Origin of the sequence: Campylobacter concisus (assembly GCF_002912895.1) — a bacterium.
Classification (GTDB): domain Bacteria; phylum Campylobacterota; class Campylobacteria; order Campylobacterales; family Campylobacteraceae; genus Campylobacter_A; species Campylobacter_A concisus_G.
This window is the reverse complement of the sequence record NZ_POZX01000039.1, coordinates 33,327-51,603: the sequence shown is the minus strand read 5'-3', so window position 1 is coordinate 51,603 and position 18,277 is coordinate 33,327. Positions and strand designations below refer to the sequence as shown.

16 protein-coding genes are annotated in these 18,277 nt (G+C 36.5%); 13 read left to right on the top strand and 3 right to left on the bottom strand.

Annotated features, from left to right (window positions below; translation table 11 throughout):
- Positions 1–39: 39 nt before the first annotated feature.
- From CYP51_RS04925 to CYP51_RS04900, 6 genes are all read left to right on the top strand, one after another.
- Positions 40–669, top strand: a complete 630-nt coding sequence (locus CYP51_RS04925) for an NAD(P)H-dependent oxidoreductase (RefSeq protein WP_103624596.1) — start codon at positions 40–42, stop codon at positions 667–669.
- 146 nt (positions 670–815) lie between these two features.
- Positions 816–4,910, top strand: coding sequence for a diguanylate cyclase domain-containing protein (locus tag CYP51_RS04920; RefSeq protein WP_103624595.1), 4,095 nt, complete (start codon positions 816–818; stop codon positions 4,908–4,910).
- Complete coding sequence (locus CYP51_RS04915) at positions 4,910–5,776, top strand: ATP phosphoribosyltransferase regulatory subunit (RefSeq protein ID WP_103624594.1); 867 nt, start codon at positions 4,910–4,912, stop codon at positions 5,774–5,776. Before CYP51_RS04920 ends, CYP51_RS04915 begins: the two co-directional genes overlap by 1 nt.
- Positions 5,777–5,778: 2 nt before the next feature.
- Positions 5,779–7,029, top strand: a complete 1,251-nt coding sequence (locus tag CYP51_RS04910) for an adenylosuccinate synthase (protein ID WP_084041659.1) — start codon at positions 5,779–5,781, stop codon at positions 7,027–7,029.
- On the top strand, positions 7,026–7,448 hold the full coding sequence (locus CYP51_RS04905; protein WP_103624593.1) for a flagellar export protein FliJ: 423 nt from the start codon (positions 7,026–7,028) through the stop codon (positions 7,446–7,448). The genes CYP51_RS04910 and CYP51_RS04905 overlap by 4 nt, the downstream gene beginning before the upstream one ends.
- Positions 7,448–8,011: a MotE family protein gene (locus tag CYP51_RS04900; protein WP_103588842.1), complete on the top strand. Its 564-nt coding sequence runs from the start codon at positions 7,448–7,450 to the stop codon at positions 8,009–8,011. The genes CYP51_RS04905 and CYP51_RS04900 overlap by 1 nt, the downstream gene beginning before the upstream one ends.
- Positions 8,012–8,129: 118 nt before the next feature.
- Here the strand turns inward: CYP51_RS04900 and CYP51_RS04895 are convergent, their stop codons facing one another.
- Together CYP51_RS04895 and CYP51_RS04890 are read right to left on the bottom strand one after the other, a co-directional pair.
- Positions 8,130–9,131: a TerC/Alx family metal homeostasis membrane protein gene (locus CYP51_RS04895; protein WP_103624592.1), complete on the bottom strand. Its 1,002-nt coding sequence runs from the start codon at positions 9,129–9,131 to the stop codon at positions 8,130–8,132.
- A gap of 17 nt (positions 9,132–9,148) precedes the next feature.
- Complete coding sequence (locus tag CYP51_RS04890) at positions 9,149–10,348, bottom strand: molybdopterin molybdotransferase MoeA (protein ID WP_103624591.1); 1,200 nt, start codon at positions 10,346–10,348, stop codon at positions 9,149–9,151.
- Positions 10,349–10,483: 135 nt separating this feature from the next.
- On the opposite strand from CYP51_RS04890, the gene yedE reads away from it, so the two are divergent.
- The 4 genes from yedE (at position 10,484) to CYP51_RS09895 (ending at position 13,933) form a co-directional block, all read left to right on the top strand.
- Entirely contained in the window at positions 10,484–11,542 is a 1,059-nt protein-coding gene (yedE, locus tag CYP51_RS04885) for a YedE family putative selenium transporter (RefSeq protein WP_103624590.1), read from the top strand.
- A gap of 293 nt (positions 11,543–11,835) precedes the next feature.
- A complete protein-coding gene (locus tag CYP51_RS09905) occupies positions 11,836–12,855 on the top strand; it encodes a TonB-dependent receptor plug domain-containing protein (protein ID WP_219809032.1) in 1,020 nt (339 codons plus the stop codon).
- A gap of 6 nt (positions 12,856–12,861) precedes the next feature.
- Positions 12,862–13,677, top strand: a complete 816-nt coding sequence (locus tag CYP51_RS09900; RefSeq protein ID WP_219809033.1) for a TonB-dependent receptor domain-containing protein — start codon at positions 12,862–12,864, stop codon at positions 13,675–13,677.
- Positions 13,655–13,933, top strand: coding sequence for a TonB-dependent receptor domain-containing protein (locus CYP51_RS09895; RefSeq protein WP_219809031.1), 279 nt, complete (start codon positions 13,655–13,657; stop codon positions 13,931–13,933). The genes CYP51_RS09900 and CYP51_RS09895 overlap by 23 nt, the downstream gene beginning before the upstream one ends.
- Before the next feature lie 89 nt (positions 13,934–14,022).
- Here CYP51_RS09895 and CYP51_RS04875 read toward each other — a convergent pair whose 3' ends face one another.
- Complete coding sequence (locus CYP51_RS04875) at positions 14,023–14,853, bottom strand: peptidylprolyl isomerase (RefSeq protein ID WP_103592840.1); 831 nt, start codon at positions 14,851–14,853, stop codon at positions 14,023–14,025.
- 70 nt (positions 14,854–14,923) lie between these two features.
- Between CYP51_RS04875 and gltX the strand changes: the two genes are divergently transcribed.
- The 3 genes from gltX (at position 14,924) to upp (ending at position 18,270) form a co-directional block, all read left to right on the top strand.
- Entirely contained in the window at positions 14,924–16,303 is a 1,380-nt protein-coding gene (gene gltX / locus CYP51_RS04870) for a glutamate--tRNA ligase (protein WP_103624612.1), read from the top strand.
- Positions 16,300–17,553 carry a malic enzyme-like NAD(P)-binding protein gene (locus tag CYP51_RS04865; protein WP_103624589.1) on the top strand — a complete coding sequence of 418 codons (1,254 nt, stop codon included), beginning with the start codon at positions 16,300–16,302 and terminating at the stop codon, positions 17,551–17,553. Before gltX ends, CYP51_RS04865 begins: the two co-directional genes overlap by 4 nt.
- Positions 17,554–17,643: 90 nt before the next feature.
- Entirely contained in the window at positions 17,644–18,270 is a 627-nt protein-coding gene (gene upp / locus CYP51_RS04860) for a uracil phosphoribosyltransferase (protein ID WP_004317747.1), read from the top strand.
- Positions 18,271–18,277: the final 7 nt, after the last annotated feature.

The window sequence follows — 18,277 nt, the reverse complement described above, 5'->3', positions numbered from 1 at the left end:
TAACCATTCTATAATTTCAAAAACTACAAAGGAGAGATGATGAATTATCTTGAAATTTTAAAATTTCGTCATGCTTGCAAAGTTTTTGACGAGAGCAAAAAAATCAGTGCTGGAGAGTTTGATTTTATACTAGAGGCTGGTAGACTAAGCCCTAGTTCAACTGGCCTTGAGCAGTGGGATATCTTAGTCGTTCAAAATAAAGAGCTTAGAGAAAAAATAAAAGCTCTTTCATGGAATCAAGCGCAAATCACATCTTGCTCGCATTTAGTTGTCGTTTTAGCTAAGATCAAAGAGGTAAAATTTGGAAGTGCATACGTTAATAAAATGATCGCTAGAAATACCAATAAAGATCCTGAAGCCATTGCTGCAAGGCAAAAATTTTACCATGACTTTTTGCTTGCAAATTTTAAAAATGATGATGAGCTAACATTTCAGTGGTCACATGAACAATGCATGATAATCGCCACAAATATGATGAATGCAGCTGCAAGTTTGGGCATTGATAGTTGCCCGATAGAAGGCTTTGATAGACATGCTTTAAATGAACTTTTAGGGCTTGATGAGAGCTTTCAAAGAGTGGCTATCATGGTTCCATTTGGCTACCGCCTAAATCCACAACCAAAAAAACTTCGCAGAGAAATTTCTGATATCGTTACTTGGATTTGTTAAGATATTTGAGCCAAATTTTAAATAAATTTTTGGCTCAATTTTAAATAAATCAATAAATTCTAAATAAATACTTACCTTTATAAACCCAAATCAAGTAAAAATGGGATAAAATCAGAGCCAAAACCTAAACTAACGAGGTGTCTATCGTGCTTGAGAAACAAAAAACCAGCCTTCAAATAGTAAAAATGTTTTATACAAAGTCTATTTTACTTTTACTCTCATTTATATTTTTAGCATTATTTGTAGTTTGTGCTGGTACGAACGATATAAAGTATGATCTTAGCTCAACTAATTCAAATATAAAATCATCAATCTCAAATAGCTTTTTTATAATAAAAAATGATCTATTTTTAAAATCAAAAATGGTTGAAGCAGGTCTTAGTGATATGCTATTTGATAAAAATTCAACAAAAAACGATCTTTATGTAGCTTTTTACGTTTTTGATAAAAATAGAAATTTACTCTATTCAAAGAGATTTTTAGGTGCTGATGACATGGCCGAAAAGGATCTATCGTGGCTTAGTTTAAACGAGGCAGATGCTGGGAAATTTACAGTATCAGATCGAGTCTATAAAAATAATCGTTTTAAAGATATTTATGCATCTTATGGACTAAAAAATGGAGGCAGTATTTTAGTTCAAATTGATATAAAATTTTTGCAAAGCTACACCAATGTAGATTACGATGATAAAAGTAAAACTTATGCTTATCTGGTAGATAAATATGGAAATTTATCAAGAGATGAGTTTTATAAAAAATTTGATGAATCGATGTTTTTACCTTATGTGAGTCTTGGCGATGAGTTTAAAGAGGATAAAATAATATTTTCTTTAAGCCATATGAGCTTTTATCTCATAAGCTATATGACAGAGTATAAAATTTTTGTTATTACCGCTTCAACGAAGCATTTTCATATCTTTATGCAGTTTGTGTTATTTTGGCTATCGATCTTTTGTTTTATATCTTCTTTGATTTTATGGGTTAGAGATGTGAAATTTATAAAAAATAGAATAATGCCAGCTTTAAAAGAGGTAAGAGATACTTTATATGGCAATGAATATGAGATAAGACGAAGCCTTAATGTAACAGAATTTGAAGATATAAAAAATGGAATAAACAAGCTAAAGATAGAAACCAAAAAAGCAACTGATGGGCTAGAAGAATACAAAAGTAGATTTGGCTATATTTTTGAGCAAAGCTTTTTGAAAATAGTAGTTTATGATGCTTATAGCGGCGATATTATTGATGCTAGTAATGCATTTTTATCTTCCGTTGGCTACACAAAAGATGAGATTATAGAGCTAAATTTAAATGATTTAATAGATGGTGATTTTGCATTGTTTATGCAAATGAAACAAGACGCTCAAAATAGCGATATGAGTTTTAAAATCAAGCTAAGAACAAAAGATGGCGGCACTAAAGAGGGATTTTTACAAGAGTCGCAGATCGAGCTAAGAGATTCTAGGCTAAATTTTATGCTTATACACGAGCTTGACGATGGAAAATTTACGAAAAAGGATAACGAAGCAATAAATGATTATTCGTTTTTATCGCCAAATGTAATAGCAGAAGCATTAAGTAGCGATCCATTTTCTATCGTAAGAAGTACGCAAAATATCGATAATGTCTTTAAAGTCCCACAAGATAATAAGCTTATAAATTTAAAAAATCTAATAAGCCCTGAAAGTTTAGATGAGTTTGCTGTAAATGTTTCTAATGAATCTAAAAAATTCTTTGAAAATGGCGGCAAAAATAGCGAAATCAATCTCGTAGCCAATATGCAAACAAATGAAAACAACAAAACGCCATTTAAGATAAAAGTAAAATTTATAGATAATGGTGCTGATAAAGAGCAAAAAATCATCTACTTTTTTAATGACTTAAGTGATATAGCAAAGTTACAAGAAAAATATGATGCTGAATTAAAATATTTTCAAAGCATACTTTGGGCAAGCCAAGCGCTTGTCTTTTCATGGGATAAAAAAAGCGACACGCTTTATATCCCAAATGCTATTGCCAAGTCGCTCGGATATGCATTAAATGGGGATATGAGTATAAATTTTGAACGTGCGAAAACTATATTTGTAGATGAATTTGTAAGCTTTAAGGACTTTTTTGATCTTATAAAAAAAGATGAAGTATATGATGGCGAAGTGCGTTTTTATAGGGCTGATAAAGAGATTATTTATGTGAGGATTAGAGCAAAAGCAATAGCTTTTTATGATGGTGAAGCAAGCGTCATAAAGGGCACAATGCAAGATCTTAGTGTGCAAAATAGCTTTTTTTCTTATCAAGACCTTTTAGCAAAAATTTTCTCATACGCAAAAGAGCAAATTATTATGCTTGATGATGAGTTTAGAATCATAGATGCTAATGACGCTTTTTTCGATACGCTTGACATTTCTAGAGATAAAAATTTTATAGAGAAAATTTACTCAAAAGATATAATAAATTTTAAAAACGGACTAAAAGATATTAAAGATGAAATTTTAAATTCACTTAAAATAACTGGCTTTTGGCAAGGTCTTATTCATGATGTTCGAAGCAGAAATAGACTCGAAGTCATAAGTATAAGCAAGCTTTTAAACGCGTTTGGCGATCAAGAGGGATATATTTTATTAGCTTCAAGCGCAAATGATGATTGCTACAATAAAGAGTACCTCGAATTTATCGCGTATCACGATACGCTAACTGGGCTGCCAAATAGATTTTTGCTTTTTAATAAGCTAGAAAATCTACTAAAACAAGCGAAAAAAAGTTTAAAAGTAGCAGCCTTTTATGTCGATTTCGATAATTTTAAATCGATAAATGACGGATACGGACATCAAGTAGGCGATAAAATCCTAATAGAAATTTCAAAAAAAATAGATGAAATTTTCCCAAAACAAGGGATATTTGCAAGAATAGGCGGGGACGAGTTTATAGGTGCTATGCCTTATGAAAATTTGGGAGAAATTTACGAAACTGCTGAGAACATCTTAAGAGTGGGTCAGGGTAAAATTTCTATTGATGATGATGAGAAAAAACTTAGCGTAAGTATTGGTATTAGTTTAAGTAGCGATGCACTTAGCGTTGATGATCTAATTGAAAGAGCTGATTGGGCTATGTATCAAGCAAAGCTTAATGGAAAAAATAAATATTATGTATTTAATTCTAAAAAAGATACATATTTTAAAAATGAATATAGAGATGACTCAAAGATCATTGAAGCTATCGATGCTGGCGAGATGTTCTTACTATATCAGCCTGAGATTGATATAAAAAGCGGGGAAGTTAGCAGCTTTGAGGCATTTATTAGATGGAAAAATGGCGATAAGATATTAAGGCCATCAGACTTTTTGCCGCTTGCAAAAGGCTCAAAAGCAGTTGTTGCTATCGCATTATTTACACTAAAAGATGCTTTAAAAGCTAGGGCTGTATGGCTAAAAGAGGGAATAAATGCAAAAGTTAGAGTAAATTTATGCATTAAAAAGCTAATGACCTCTGAGTTTTTTGAGAAATTTAAAAAGCTTTTAGAAGATGAGCAACTAGACGCTAATGGGCTAATCATAGATATCGTTGACTCTGCAAGTGGCGTAAATTTAGATGATGTTGTTAGATATATCGATGCTTATAAGGAGCTAGGCGTTAGCTTTTCGCTTGATGATTTTGCGTCTTATTCGGGCTCAGTAGAAGCGTTAGGTATGTTAAAAACAAACAGATTTAATATAGATAAAAGATTTTGCAAACAAATTTTTGACTCAGTAGAAGCGCTAAAGACCATACGCATGATAAAGTATGTATCAGATACATTTGATTTTGATGTCATGATAAAAAATTTAGAAGATAAAAGCATGCTTGAAATTTTTGTCGGATTTGGCTTTAGTAGATTTCAAGGACGGCTTTTTGCGCCAGAGCTTAGCCTGGATGATGTGCTCAAATTTAAATTTGCTCTATCATCTCCGCTAAATGTAAGAAATTTTCAAGATGATGAGAACTACAATATGCTTTGCAAAATAGTAGGCGTAAAAGAGCTTATGACTCGTTTGATAAATTTACTTAAATGCGATGAAAAAATAAGCGAAAAATTAAAAAGCAAAATAGCAAATCAAGTAGATGATATCAGAATAATAAATAAAAAATTAGCTGAAATTTTAGATACGATCCTTGTAAAAATAGACAAAGAGAACGTAATAAATTTAGCTAATGAGGCAATTTTATTATGCGATGATGATCTAAATTTGAGTGGAGCGAATAAATAATGAATGAAAATGCTTTAAATGTTTATGAGCATGAAATCCCAAATGGAAGCAAGCTATACTTTGCCAGTAGCGCAAAGCTAAAGAGGCAGATCGAGCAAAAAGCTAGTGAAATTTTAGAAAATGAAGGCTTTAGCGAGATCGTAACACCATTTTTCTCATATCACCAGCATTTAAGTGTAGATGCGACAAATCTTTTGCGTTTTAGCGATAGCCTAAATCACGAAATAAGTCTAAGAGCTGATAGTACGGTAGATACTGTAAGGATCGTGCTTAGAAGGCTAAAGGCAAACGAATCAAAAAGATGGTTTTATATCCAGCCAGTCTTTCGCTATCCAAGTCAAGAAATTTATCAAATCGGAGCCGAGCTAATCGGTGAAAATGATGTTTTAAAAAGTATAAATATCGTAGCAAAGCTTCTTAATGAGCTAAAAATGGATACATTTTTGCAAGTGAGCAATATACAAATTCCAAGAGTGATTTGTGAAATTTTAAGCGTGCCTATTGAAATTTTTGAAAATGGACAAATGGAGAAAATTTTATCTCAAAATGTTCCATGGCTAAGCGCTCTTGCTCTTTTAAAGTCAGTTGATGAACTGGATGAAGTGATTAAAATTTCTCCAAGCAAACTAAAAGAACCGCTTGAAAATTTGAGAAATTTAGCTAGCGCTTTAGAATATAAAAATTTAAGAATAGTTCCGCTATATTACTCGAAAATGAGATATTACGATAGTTTATTTTTTAGATTTTTAAGAAATAACAGCATAATAGCAAGTGGCGGCAGCTACGAAATAGACGGAAAAATAAATAGTGGTTTTGCTATTTATACAGATGCATTGATAGAAGAAAAAATTAATTTAAGGAAGTAAGAATGAGAAAGGCTGATTTAGTAGTTGGAGTTCAATGGGGTGATGAGGGTAAAGGCAAGATAGTTGATATGCTAGGACTAAACTATGACATGATCTGTCGCTCACAGGGCGGCCATAATGCCGGCCATACGATCTGGGTTGATGGCGTTAGATATGCTTTGCACCTTGTTCCAAGTGGAATTTTGCATAAAAATATCATAAATATCATTGGTAATGGTGTTGTTGTTTGCCCAGAGGTATTAATCACTGAAATGGCACAGTTTGAAAATTTGGAGGGAAGGCTTTATATTAGCGATAAAGCACATTTAAATCTAAGCTACCATAGTCAAATCGATCAAGCAAAAGAGAGACTAAAAGGCGAAAAGGCTATCGGAACTACTGGCAAAGGCATCGGACCAACATACGCAGACAAGATAAGCAGAAGCGGCCACAGGGTAGGCGAACTACTTGAGCCAGAGCGTTTGTGCGATGCTTTGATGCATGATTTTGAGACAAACAAATGTGTATTTGACGCACTTGGTGTAAAAATTCCCAATGAGAATGAATTACTTGAAGAGCTAAAAAGATATAAAGAGGTTTTAGCTCCATTTATCGCAAATACTACAAACCTAGTGTGGAAGGCACTTGATGAAAATAAAAAGGTATTGCTTGAAGGCGCTCAAGGCACGCTTTTAGATATCGACCATGGCACATATCCATACGTAACTAGCTCAAATACCATAAGTGCAGGTGCTTGCACAGGTCTTGGACTAAATCCAAAAGAAATCGGTGAAGTAATAGGTGTCATAAAGGCCTATACGACTCGTGTTGGCTTTGGCCCTTTCCCAACAGAAGATAAAGGCACGAGTGGCGATAAGATGTGCGATATCGGTAAGGAATTTGGCACAACAACAGGTCGCCGCAGACGTTGTGGCTGGTTTGATGCTGTGAGTGTAAAATATGCTTCAAGGCTTGACGGTGTCGATACTTATGCGCTTATGAAGCTTGATGTACTTGATGGATTTGAAGTGGTAAAAATTTGCAAAGCTTATCAATATAATGGTGAAACTATCGATTATATGCCGACAGATCTTGAAAATGCAACTCCTATCTATGAAGAACTTGCAGGCTGGGATAGCGTAAAAGGTATAAGCAAATATGAAGATCTGCCAGCAAACGCAAGAGCTTATATCGAGCGAATAGAAGAGCTAACTGGCGTAAAGATCGGATACATCTCAACAAGCCCTGAAAGAAGCGATACGATCATTAGATGAAAAGCAAATTTACCTCTATCGTCCGCGTAAAAAAACAAGAGATGGATAAGGTGGAGGCAAAGCTTGCCGTTGCCAGGCTTAATGTAAGAAATTTTGAAGAAAATTTAGTGCATTTAAGAGCAAGGCTTGAGGAGTTTTGCTTGCCAAAAAGTGGCAATATAAGCGAGTTAAAGGAAAATTTAGAGTTTATAAAGATAGCAAGGCAAGAGTTAAATGCCTGCAAAGAGAGCCTTGAGATAGCTAAAAAAGAGGTTTCGCATTACGAACATAAATATAAAAATGCAAATTTAGAGTACGAAAAGATGAAATATCTAGAAAAAGAAGAGTTTAAAAAAGAGATAAAACGCATACAAAAAGCCGAAGCGCTTGCGCTTGATGAGTTTGCGGTGATGAAATTTACAACTAAGAGTGAGTTGTAATGAGAGCGGTTTTATTATTCTTAACTATTTTAAATTTTGCATTTTGTTTTGAAGTACCAGTTGATTGTACGCAAATTTTTGAAGCTAGAAAAGAAGAAATTTCAAAGGAACTTGAGATCATAGATGAACAGCGCCAAGCTTTAGAGGTATTTCGCGCAAGCTCAGCAGCAGCCTATGAAGAAAATAATAAAAAGCTTGCCAAAAAAGAAGCTGATCTAAATGCGACAATGAAAGTGATCGAGCAAAAACGCAAAGAGATCGATGAAGTGGTCGCCAAAAATGAGAAAATTTTAAAAGAACTTCGCACAATGACTAGTGATAAAGTCAATGAGTCGTATTCTAAGATGAAAGATGGCGCGGCAGCTGAGGTGCTCTCTAAAATGCCTAGATCAAACGCAGCCACCATACTTTATGCTCTTGATGCCAAAAAGATATCAACCATCATGGCGAAAATGGATCCAAAAGTAGCATCTGAGATCACCACTTTGCTTCAAAAAGGGCCACCATTTGCTGATGAAAAAGGTGATATGCCAACTCCAGCCGGTAGCATAAATATTCAGTAATAAATTTTTGCACAAGCAAGTAAAATTTAAAGAATTTAGACATCAAACATAAAGTGCTATGCTTATAAATTTTTAATTTTAAGCTTGCCTAACTTTAGCTTGTATACTTTTGTGGTAGCTATTTTTTAACCAAACTTGCTACGACCCCAACTCCAAGGATGGTTAGAATGATAAAAAGGCTAATTTGTGCAGAAATTTCAAAACCGATATGAAAGATATGAGCAGTCGCATTTACAGCTAGCTTTGCTGCGATAAAAAATAAAAGCACGATCACAGAAATTTCTAAATACTTTAAAAAATTTTTGAGTGCTTCAAGCACAAAATAAAGCGTTCTTAGCCCAAGTATTGCAAATATCATCGCTGAATAAACAATCACAGGATCTTTACTCACAGCAATGACAGCCGGAACGCTATCAAAAGCAAATATCACATCGCTTAGCTCAATTACGCAAAGACACAAGAATAATGGTGTTGCTATCCAAGTGGCTTTTAGCCTTAAAATTTGATCGTTAAGAGTAGTTTTTTGACTATCTGAAATTTGATTAGAAATTTCGCTAAATTTAACAAAAAAACTATGTCCAAAAAGCTGTGGTAAAACCGGAAAGAAGCGGTAAACCGCCCTATAAGCTATGTGGTTTGAATAATCTTTTATATCCTCATCACACTTATCTTTTTTTATCATCATTACGGCACTATATGCGACTATTGCCGCAAATATTAGCTCCATCCAAGGAGAGATGGCAAAAAGCATCGTACCTACGGCTACAAAGATGAGCCTAAATATCATAGCTCCTATAACGCCAAAATAAAGCACTCTGTGTCGGTAAATTTCAGGTATCTTAAACCATGAAAAAATCGCCATCATCACAAAAAGATTATCTACTGAGAGCGACTTTTCTAGCGCATATCCTGCAAAATAAAGACTTGCTATTTCACTGCCTCGCTCAAAATATAAATATATGCCAAAAAGTACCGAAACTCCTATCCAAAAAATAGACCAAATACCAGCTTGTTTTAGTGAAATTTTCTCATCATGTTTATGAGCAAAAAGATCTACTCCAAAGGCAAGTGATGCCATTATAAGAAAAACTATAATTGTTTGAATTTCTAATGCGTTCAACTTTTATCCTTAAAATTTTAACAAGGCATCATCAATACTTCTACTATCTCGCCTTTTTTGAGAAATTCTTTATCCATTGGGATCATTAAAAGTGCGGCTTTGTTTGTTAAATTATTTACGATTGCTGAGCTACCAAGCTTTTTGCCATCTAAATTTACAAAAATTTTGCCCTCACGGTTTTCTAAATTTACAGCTGTAAATTCTAGAAACGGCGAGCGTTTTTTATAGTCTTCGTCCATTATCGCCGTGATCTTTGGCTCTTCTTGACCAAACCACGCATTTATTAGGACCCTCACGTAAAGCACACACATAACCATTGCCGAGTACGGAAATCCTGGCAGTGCAAAGATATATTTATCGCCTGACTTTGCCACTCTGATATGACGACCCGGTTTTATGGCAGCACCTTCGATGATAAGGCTAAAATTTTCATTTAAAGCGCCTTTTACAAAGTCATAGTCCCCCATACTTATGCCACCAGTCGTCACTAATATATCAGCTGATTTTAGTGCGTTTATGATCGATTTTTCGACAAGCTCGGCCTTGTCTTTTACGATCTCGCAAAGGATCGGCTCTGCACCCATTTTGCGTATCTGCATAGCGATGCCTACGTGATTTGAGCTGTGAATTTGTGCTGGATTTTCTAATGGCTCGCCAAGGTCTTTTATCTCGCTACCAGTTGCAAGTATCGCCACTCTTGGACGCATAAAGACGCTTATGTGAAATACACCAAGCTCAGCAAGAAGTGCTATCTCGGCGTAGGTTAGACGAGTGCCTTTTTTTATTAAAATTTCACCTTTTTTGTAGCTTTCTCCTACTTCGCGCACAGCAAAACCCTTTGGCACGCTTTTTTTGATGAGTATTTTTGATCCGACAACCTCGACATTTTCTACTGGCACAAGAGTATCAGTACCTTCGCTCATTAGTGAGCCAGTGAAAGTTTTTACACATTTACTACCCTCTATGACTAGTCCTTTGTCGCTTCCAGCGGGCAGGTCTGTGATGAGTTCAAGCTCGCTTAGGCCATCTTTAAAGGCAAAAGCGTATCCGTCCATCGCTGAAACTGGCTTTGCTGGGTAATTTTCAGCGGCTGTCACGTCGTAGGCGATATTTCTATCAAGTGCATCTGTGATGGCTACTTTTTCGACCTTTTCCCACGCATTTATTGTATCTTTTAGAATTTTTAGGCTATCTGCGTAACTCATAAAATCTTTCATTTTTATCCTTTTTATGAAATTTTTGCATATTTTATCTACTTTGCTCTTAAAAAAATTAATCTTTGTTTTATTTAATGATTATTAAAATGTCGTTTAAGAAATCAGTTTGATTTTACCCTATACATAGGAATATTCATGAATAAAACAGTGCTTTACATCATTGCAGGTGCAAGCTTAGGCATTCTTGGCCCAGTGCTTGTTTATTTTGGCAACCCAGCAAATATGGGCGTTTGTGCGGCTTGCTTTTTAAGAGATAGCGTAGGTGCTTTTGGCTTTCATCAAGCCAAAGTGGTACAGTATCTAAGACCTGAAATTTTAGGGCTTATCATCGGAGGCTTCTTAGCAAGCTTGCTTTGGAGCAGAAATTTTACTCCAGTATCTGGCAGTGCAGCATTTTCTAGGTTTTTCTTAGGTGTGTTTGCGATGATTGGCTGCCTTATCTTTTTGGGCTGCCCATGGAGAGCGTTTTTGCGCCTTGGAGGCGGAGATATGACCGCTATTGCTGGGCTTGTCGGTCTATTTGCCGGCGTTTTTGTTGGACGATTTTTCAAGAAAAATGGTTACGTTATACCTGAAAATGATGCCACTACAAAACCAGTTGCCTTTTTACCATTAATCATTGCTGTTTTACTTTTAGCGGCCCTTGTTTTTGGTTTAAAGCTTGGCGATAACGGTGCATTATTTAGCTCAGAAAAAGGTCCAGGCTCACAGCATGCAAATATCCTTATCTCGCTTATTTGTGCTATTGTTATTGGTATTTTTATGCAAAGAAGCAAATTTTGTTCGGTTGGTGCTATAAGTAAAGTTTTCGAGCGTGATTTTTCGATGTTTTACGGTATTGTATCGGTTGTTGTTTTTGCTAGCATTACAAATTTAGTGTTAAATCAATACAAATTTGGCTTTGAAGCTCAACCTATCGCTCATAATGACGTCCTTTGGAATTTCCTTGGCATGAGCTTAGCTGGTCTTTGCTTTAGCCTAAGTTATGGCTGCCCAGGCAAACATTTAGTGCAAATGGGAGCTGGAAATTTAAGCTCAGCTGTATTTGTTTTAGGCATGGGAGCAGGCGCTGCGATAAGCCATAACTTCATACTTGCAAGCTCAGGAGCTGGCATCACTCCTTATGCTCCATATGCCGTAGCGATCGGCTTTATCTATGCTATTTATGTCGGGGTTTTTACTAAAAAAGCATAATATAAATTTGGCTGCCTTTGCAGTCAAATTTACTCACTTTTTATATCTATCACCTCATCAAAAAGTCCAAAAAGCTCGCGTTGATGAGTGATCATTAAAATACTAGCCTTAATCTTAAAATTTTTTAGCGACAATAGTAATGCATTTTGTTTTAAGATATGGCAAACGATAATTCTAAATCGAACTAAAATTTTAACAATGAATTGATAAAATTAATAAACATCAATATAAAGTAAATATTTTAAGCTATTTTGATATAGAATATCGATTTTAATTTTATCTAAAGGAATTCTATGAAGTTTAGTATACTTGCTTCATCACTGATCTTTAGCTCGCTGTGGGCTTTAGATACAAATAACAGTGATTATTCAGTTGTTTTACCAACTATCGAGGTGGAAGGTATCTCGGAGCAAAATACCCTAAAAGGTTATATCGCGTATGATAGTGCGGATATCAATAGAAATGGACTCAGTAACAAAGAGACGCCACAAACTATCGAAAATATAGATATACAAAAGAATAGAAACTACGGCACAAATGATCTTTCAAGTATCCTAGAAGGAAATGCTGGTATTGATGCAGGCTATGATATGAGAGGCGAGAGCATCAAGATAAGAGGCTTTAGTGTTGATGGTGGCGATATATATAGAGATGGCGTTAGAGACTCTGGTCAGATAAGACGCAGTACAGCAAATGTTGAGAGAGTTGAAATTTTAAAAGGGCCAGCTTCGATCTTATATGGAAGAAGTGATGGCGGCGCAGTTGTAAATCTAGTTAGTAAGAAGGCAAATTTTATGCCTGTTTATAAGCTCTCAGGCAGGGTTGGCAGCTGGAGTAGATATGGCGGTGGTATAGATATAAACCATGTAGTAAATAATCAACTAGCCGCAAGACTAACGACTGATATGGAGCGTGGAAAGTCATGGAGAGAGGGCGTAAAATATAAAAATTTTATGGTAAGCCCAAGCGTTGTCGTGACAAATGATGGCGGAATGGTTAGCTTTGAGGCACAATATACATATGATAATGCTTGGCTTGTACCTGATAGAATGCCAACAAAAAGTGTCTATGACAAACTTGGCATAGACTATACAAAGGGATTTTCTCACGATGGAGACTTTGTTGAAGATAAGCTTCATTTCTTTCGTACCGAGCTAAATGCACAACTAGTCAAGGATATAAATTTAAAATGGGTTTTTGGCTATAGAAAAGCTAGTCAAAATTTTGACCATTATTTTAGTGGTACCACCATTCCTGGAAATAGACTAAAGCAAAACTATGCTAAACAGCAAACTGATAATGACACGCTCTAAAATGCTATAACACTTACAAAAGAGCTTGAATTTACAAGATTTAAACATAATCTTACTTTTGGATACGATAATAGTGTAGAAACTCGCCATCCAAGGCTTTGGTATGACAAAGCAAAAAATGTAACCATAAATCCATACGCATCAAGATCAAGTTGGGGTAGTGTGGGCTACATGCCGCTTACGACTGACAACAAACACAAAGCTATAAATAATGGAGTATTTTTAGAAGATCTAATAAGCTTAGATGATAAATATAGGTTGCTTCTTGGTGGCAGGTTTGACTTTTATAAGTTTAAAACAAGAAATATTGCAGATATGACAAATAGCTACAAAGGGCACTCTTTTAGTCCAAGAGTTGGCTTACTGTGGGACTTTTTGCCAGAACATACCGCATACGCTTCATACTCAAAGAGCTTTGCGCCTTATGGTGGTCGTGGAAATATAGGTATAAGTACAGACAATACGTCAATGCTTGATCTAAAACCACAAAATAACGAGCAATACGAAATCGGCTTAAAAAGCACATGGGCTGATAATAAATTTAGCTCAAACCTAGCTATATTTCAGATCGAGCATAATAATATAAGATATAGACCAGATCCTACAAATGATCCATATACTTGGGCACAGCGTGGTAAAGAGCGAAGCCGTGGTATAGAGCTAAATATCTTGGGTAAGGTTTATGAAAATTTATATCTAAGAAGCTCTCTTGGATATATGAGAGCCATTATCGCAAGTGATAAATCAAATCCATTAAACGAAAGACTTAGTCTAAATAATACAACCAACTGGCAGGGCAATGTTTTTTTTAAGATATGCTAAAAACGACAAATGGTATGTCGAAAGTGGCGTAACAGGATACTCTAAACGATATAGCTACCGCACAAGTAATGGTAGAGCCATAGACGAACATCTTCCTGGTTTTGCTAGATTTGATGCAAGTGCTGGATATAACTTTAACGAACACGCTCAAATAACACTAGCGATAAATAATATCTTAAATAAAAAATACTGGCGTTCTGATTCAAGACCGGGCGACGAGAGATCGTTCATGATAAATATGCATTATACGTTTTAACTAAATTTACACCGCTATCTTTGGCGGTGTAATCTTTTGTCATGTGAAATTTGGAGAAATTTAGCCACCAAAGATGGCTAAATTTGAAGTTATCTTAAAATTTGAATCTTTGCTTTTGCGCGGAGTTTATCAAAATAATCAGCCATAAGTTTTTCTTGCTCGCCTTGATAAAGCTCGTTTATAACATTATCTTTAACATCTGCAAAGCTTGGAGTGTATGAGCCTATTTTCTCTTTTACATAAAACATATCAAAACTATCAGCACCTTGTAGTATTTGGGTAAATTCGCCATTATTTGTGCCAGCTATGATGGCAGCTAGTCTTGGATCTATGCTTTGATAGTCTAAACTTAGCTCTTGCGTTTGCACACTATTAAGTAGTGATGGACTTGTTTTTTGAGCTTCTAGTTCTTCGGGATTTTTTGCCCTATAAAGGACTACTTTAGCAGTGCTAAAGACCTTAAATTTATCAGGATTAGCATCAAAATACATCTTTGCTTTTTGCTCATTTACATTTTTGCCAGCTTCAGCCAAGATACTTTTATAAAGCTTTTCTTGAAGCATCTTTTTTTCTATGTTATTTTTAAACTCCAAAAAGTCCATGCCTTGAGCTTGGATAGAGCTTCTAAACTGCGAATTTGTCATGCCATTTTGCTTTGCGATCGATTCGATTCTATCGTTTAGCTCAAATGGCGTTACACTAATGTTTAAATTTTTTATCTGAGCATCTTCGAGTCTATCTCTTATGAGTAAATTTAAAGCATCTTGTTCACTAGCTCTTAGCTGCTCTTTTAAGCTATAAACTTCATAAAGTGTGATGGGTTCGTTCTCTACAATAGCTGCGATACCGTTTATCATCTGAGCCGAATATAAATTTAAAGCACTTAGCATGCCAGCAGCCAAAAAGAGCAATTTTTTCATAATAAAACCTTTATTTAAGTATTTAGTAAATATAATTTTGGGCAATTATAACATAAAAATAAGGCACAAAATGATAGTTACTAGATTTGCTCCGTCGCCTACTGGATACCTACATATAGGCGGACTTAGGACAGCCCTTTATAATTATTTATACGCAAGAGCTAATAATGGAAAATTTTTACTTCGCATCGAAGATACTGACCTAAAACGAAACTCTGAAGAGGCCACGCAAGCCATAAAAGAAGCATTTGCTTGGTGTAAGCTAGACCACGACGGCGAAGTAACATATCAATCAAAAAGATTTGATCTTTACAAAGAGTATGTTAAAAAGCTACTTGATGAGGGCAAGGCATATAAATGCTACATGAGCAAGGACGAGCTTGAAGAGCTTAGAGCTAGTCAAGAGGCAAGAAAAGAGCGTCCAAAATATGATAATAGATATAGAGATTTTACTGGCACGCCTCCAGCCGGCATCGAGCCAGTCATCCGTATAAAAGCCCCATTAAGTGGCGAAATCGTCATACATGATGGCATAAAGGGCGAGGTTAAATTTAAGGTTGAAGATATCTTAGACGACTTCATCATCGCAAGAAGTGACGGCACACCAACATATAACTTCACAGTTGTGATAGACGATGCGCTAATGGGCGTCACAGACGTTATTCGCGGCGATGACCACCTCTCAAATACCCCAAAACAGATCGTTCTTTACGAGGCACTTGGCTTTAAGGTGCCAAAATTTTATCACGTCGCTATGATAAACGGCGAGGACGGCAAAAAGCTTAGCAAAAGACACGGCGCAACTGACGTTATGGAGTATAAAAAGATGGGCTACTTGCCTGAAGCGCTCTTAAATTTCCTTGTTCGTCTTGGCTGGAGCCACGGTGATGATGAGATTTTTACTATCGAGGATATGCTTAAATACTTCAATCCAAACGATATCAACAAAAGCTCAAGCACCTATAACGCTCAAAAGCTTGACTGGCTAAATTCTCACTATATAAAAACTTTGCCTTACGAGAGGCTAGCGCATGATATGCTTGAATTTGGCGTGGATTTTAAGGCTTTGGTAAAGGGCGAGCTACTGCTAAATTCGCTCCGTGAGAGATCAAAGACACTAATCGAAATGGCAAATAGCGCAAATGCGATCATCAACGCTCCAAAAAGCTACGATGAGAAAGCTTGGGCTAAATTTATAAATGAAAATAGCAAAGAAATTTTGGCGAAATTTGCTCAAATTTTAGACCGCGACCTTGACGCAAATGGCTACGAGGAGCTAACTAATAAATTTTTAGAGCAAAATGGCTTAAAACTAAAAGACCTAGCTCAAGCCCTAAGGATAGCACTAACTGGCTCAAGCGTGAGCCCAAGTATCTTTGAAGTGCTTGAAGTAGTAGGCAGTAACGAGATCAAAAACAGAATACAAAATTTATTAAAGGAAGAGAAATGACACATGTAACTAAAGAAGAGGCACTAAACTACCACATCGGCGGTAAGATCGAGATCAGGGTAAAGACACCTTGCGAGACTTCAAGAGACCTTTCAATGGCCTATACACCAGGCGTTGCTGAACCTTGTAAAGAGATAAATGCAGACACTGAACTAGCTTATAAATATACAAATAAAGCAAATTTAGTAGCTGTCATCACCGATGGCACGGCTGTTCTTGGACTTGGCGACATCGGCGCTATCGCTGGTAAGCCAGTTATGGAGGGCAAGGCGGTGCTATTTAAGAAATTTGCAAACGTTGATGCCTTTGACATCGAGCTAGACGAGCACGATCCTGATAAGATCGTTGAGATTTGCAAGGCTCTAGCTCCGACATTTGGCGGTATAAATTTAGAAGATATCCGCGCTCCAAAGTGCTTTGAGATCGAAAGAAAGCTTCAAGAAGCAGTCGATATCCCTGTAATGCACGATGATCAGCACGGCACAGCGATGATAACAAGCGCTGGCATTATAAATGCGATGGAAATTTCTGGCAAAGATATATCTAAGATAAAGATCGTAGTTAGCGGCGCAGGTGCAGCTGGCATCGCTTGCGCAAAGATGTATAAAGCACTTGGTGCAAAACACATCGTGATGATAGATAGCAAAGGCGTCATCCACTCAAAAAGAACAGATATAACTCCAGAAAAGGTTGAATTTGCGCTTGAGACTGAGGATAGGACTTTGGCTGATGCGATGAAAGGCGCTGATATGTTTTTAGGTCTTTCTAAGCCTGGCGTTGTGACAAAAGAGATGGTTGCGTCGATGAACAAAGAGCCTATCATATTTGCTTTGGCAAACCCAGTGCCTGAAATCTTCCCAGAGGACGTCGTAGCTGTAAGAGATGACGTTATGATGGGCACAGGCAGAAGCGACTATCCTAACCAAGTAAATAACGTTTTGGGCTTTCCATTTATCTTTAGAGGCGCACTTGATGTTAGAGCTAAAAAGATCACTGAAAATATGAAAATGGCTGCAGCTAAAGCGCTTGCGCAGCTTGCAAAAGAGCCAGTGCCAGCTGAAGTTTTAAAGGCAAGTGGCGTTAGCGAGCTAAAATTTGGCAAAGAGTACATCATCCCAAAACCATTTGACAAGCGCGTGCTAACAGCGGTCGCTCCAGCAGTTGCAAAAGCTGCAGTTGAAGATGGAGTAGCGAGAGTAAAAGATTTTGATGTTGAGGCTTACAAAGCCAAACTTGCAAAAGGTTTTTAATCAAATTTAGCCCAAATTTTGGGCTAAATTCTTCTCTTGGCATTTTGTAAAAGACAAACCTTGTAAAAACAGTAAATTTAAGGACAAAAAATGCAAAACGTGAAGCTCATCTCACACCCATTGATCGAGCATAAATTAACAATCTTACGTGATAAAAACACCCAGCCTTTTCAGTTTCGCATGCTAGTTGATGAGATCAGCTACCTTATGATCTTTGAAGCGACTAGAAATTTAAAGGTAAAAGATGTCAAAGTCCAAACACCAGTTGCGGTGGCAGACGCAAAGAGGCTTACTACAAAAGTGATGATATGCCCTATTTTAAGGGCTGCTCTTGGCATGCTTGATAGCGTCTTTACCATCATACCAGATGCGAGCGTTGGCTTTTTGGGCTTTCAGCGAAACGAAGAGACAGCGCAGGCTGAGTTTTTTTATGCAAAGCTTCCAAAAGACGCAAAAGAGCGCATGGCTATCATCATCGACCCTATGTTTGCGACTGGCGGCACGGCGATAGACGCGGTTAAGTTCTTGCGTGAAAAGGGCGTTAAAGAGATCAAATTTATCTCTATCATCGCTGCACCTGAGGGGCTAAAGAGATTTAGTGAAATTTACCCAGACGTTGAGGTCTATACGGCATCGATCGATGAGAAACTAAATGAGAAAAACTACATCGTTCCAGGCCTTGGTGACGCTGGCGATAGAGTTTTTAACACTCTTTAAGGGCTAA

What these genes read in the sequence shown, in the direction of transcription:
- CYP51_RS04910 (WP_084041659.1), top strand. Translation starts at nt 5,779, where the DNA reads ATGAGAAAGGCTGATTTAGTAGTTGGAGTTCAATGGGGTGATGAGGGT.
- yedE (WP_103624590.1), top strand. Translation starts at nt 10,484, where the DNA reads ATGAATAAAACAGTGCTTTACATCATTGCAGGTGCAAGCTTAGGCATT.
- CYP51_RS09895 (WP_219809031.1), top strand. Translation starts at nt 13,655, where the DNA reads ATGTTTTTTTTAAGATATGCTAAAAACGACAAATGGTATGTCGAAAGT.
- CYP51_RS04890 (WP_103624591.1), bottom strand. Translation starts at nt 10,348, where the DNA reads ATGAAAGATTTTATGAGTTACGCAGATAGCCTAAAAATTCTAAAAGAT.
- CYP51_RS04925 (WP_103624596.1), top strand. Translation starts at nt 40, where the DNA reads ATGAATTATCTTGAAATTTTAAAATTTCGTCATGCTTGCAAAGTTTTT.
- CYP51_RS04915 (WP_103624594.1), top strand. Translation starts at nt 4,910, where the DNA reads ATGAATGAAAATGCTTTAAATGTTTATGAGCATGAAATCCCAAATGGA.
- CYP51_RS04900 (WP_103588842.1), top strand. Translation starts at nt 7,448, where the DNA reads ATGAGAGCGGTTTTATTATTCTTAACTATTTTAAATTTTGCATTTTGT.
- CYP51_RS09905 (WP_219809032.1), top strand. Translation starts at nt 11,836, where the DNA reads ATGAAGTTTAGTATACTTGCTTCATCACTGATCTTTAGCTCGCTGTGG.
- CYP51_RS04865 (WP_103624589.1), top strand. Translation starts at nt 16,300, where the DNA reads ATGACACATGTAACTAAAGAAGAGGCACTAAACTACCACATCGGCGGT.
- CYP51_RS04875 (WP_103592840.1), bottom strand. Translation starts at nt 14,853, where the DNA reads ATGAAAAAATTGCTCTTTTTGGCTGCTGGCATGCTAAGTGCTTTAAAT.
- CYP51_RS04905 (WP_103624593.1), top strand. Translation starts at nt 7,026, where the DNA reads ATGAAAAGCAAATTTACCTCTATCGTCCGCGTAAAAAAACAAGAGATG.
- upp (WP_004317747.1), top strand. Translation starts at nt 17,644, where the DNA reads ATGCAAAACGTGAAGCTCATCTCACACCCATTGATCGAGCATAAATTA.
- gltX (WP_103624612.1), top strand. Translation starts at nt 14,924, where the DNA reads ATGATAGTTACTAGATTTGCTCCGTCGCCTACTGGATACCTACATATA.